A 1,711-nucleotide genomic window follows, 5' to 3' on the forward strand; every position below is an offset into this window, starting at 1 on the left:
CGAAAGAAGAGTGGCGCGAAGGGATGACCACGGAGAAACTCAAGAAAGAGCTCGATAATCTTGTCCACGTCCCAAGCCTCACCAATGTCTGGATCATGCCAATCAAGAACCGAATTGATATGTTGGCGACGGGCATAAAAACGCCGATCGGAATAAAAGTCGCCGGACCGGATCTGGAAGAAATTGGCGATATCGCTCAGCAGATAGAAGCTGTCATCAAAGATGTTCCGGGCACCGCTTCCGTTTACGCCGAACGCGTCACAGGTGGTCGCTTTGTCGATGTGGATATAAAGCGCGAAGAAGCCGCGCGTTTCGGTCTGAACGTTGCCGACGTCCAGGCTTTCGTGCAGACGGCCATAGGCGGCATGACAGTGACGCAATCGGTCGAAGGTCTGGAACGCTACCCGGTGAATGTGCGCTATCCACACGAATATCGCGACTCGCTTGAACGCCTGAAAAACTTGCCCGTCGTTACAAAGACGGGCGCCCAAATTCCACTGTCCCGACTTGTCGATATTTCCATATCTGGTGGACCTGGCGTCATCCGCAGTGAAAACGCCCGGCTGAACGGGTGGATCTATGTTGATATATCAAACGTCGATATCGGCAGCTATGTAAAGAACGCAAAGAAGTCTGTTGAGACGATTGATTTACCTGCCGGCTACTCCCTTTCCTGGTCTGGACAATACGAATATATGGAGCGCGCCAAGCAACGACTCAGCGTTGTCGTCCCTCTCACGCTCGTTATCATCCTGCTGCTGCTGTTCCTGAACTTCAGACGCATCACTCCGGTTCTAATCATCATGGGAACCCTACCGCTCGCACTCGTTGGAGGCCTTTGGTTCCTGGATATACTTGGTTACAATATGTCTGTTGCCGTCGGGGTCGGATTTATTGCCCTGGCGGGTGTTTCTGTAGAAATCGGTGTACTGATGATTGTTTATCTGGAGCAGGCTCTCGGTGTACAAATCGCGCTGGCAAAGGAAGAGGGCCGCGAGCTCACACGGGAGAACTTGCGCACCTCAGTCATCGAAGGCGCCCTTCTGCGGGTCCGCCCCATTATGATGACCGTTGCTGTCGTCATAGCCGGCCTCCTTCCAATTATGCTCGGGTCAGGTACAGGCTCAGAAGTGATGCGCCGCATCGCCGCCCCGATGGTTGGCGGCATGACAAGCGCAACAATCCTGACACTGCTCGTCATTCCTGCCGCATTCCTGATCTGGAAAACGCTGGCTCTGAAATTGCCGAAGAACCAAGTGACCGCGGGGCAAAGTATTTAGAAAGCTGCCTGTTTCTTTTGCCAGTCACCATGGGCAAGCACATGGTGACTGGCGCACATGCGTGCTTGCGACAGTGCCCCCCGTCAGTTGGTGACATGTACACGCCTGCACGGACGCCTCAGATGCCAACCGCTGTCGGTGCAATCCTGTGTGTGACTGGCCCGTTTGAACGCGTGGTGGAGCGTCAGGCGCAAAATTGGAAAAAACAGGGTACCAGGATTTGCAAACCGTCTCTTTCATCGGATGAGATTTCTTGGTGATTTTTGAAGGATTGCCTGTTATGGGGCATGCTATGCGTTTATCCGGATTCATCCTAAGCGTCAAAATATGGCTCGCAGCTTGTCTGGTCGCGACCATGTTGATCGGTCCTGCGTCGGCGGATATACATGCGATGGATCCCGATACCATTGCCTGCCAGGCGCTGGATGACC

Annotated in this window: 1 protein-coding gene; it reads left to right on the forward strand. The window is 53.7% G+C overall.

Annotated elements, in window-relative coordinates:
- On the forward strand, positions 1 to 1,280 hold a 1,280-nt coding region (locus HOC_RS20395), incomplete at its 5' end, for an efflux RND transporter permease subunit (protein WP_035542385.1).
- Between the last annotated feature and the right edge of the window lie 431 nt (positions 1,281 to 1,711).

Source organism: Hyphomonas oceanitis SCH89, assembly GCF_000685295.1.
Taxonomy (GTDB): domain Bacteria; phylum Pseudomonadota; class Alphaproteobacteria; order Caulobacterales; family Hyphomonadaceae; genus Hyphomonas; species Hyphomonas oceanitis.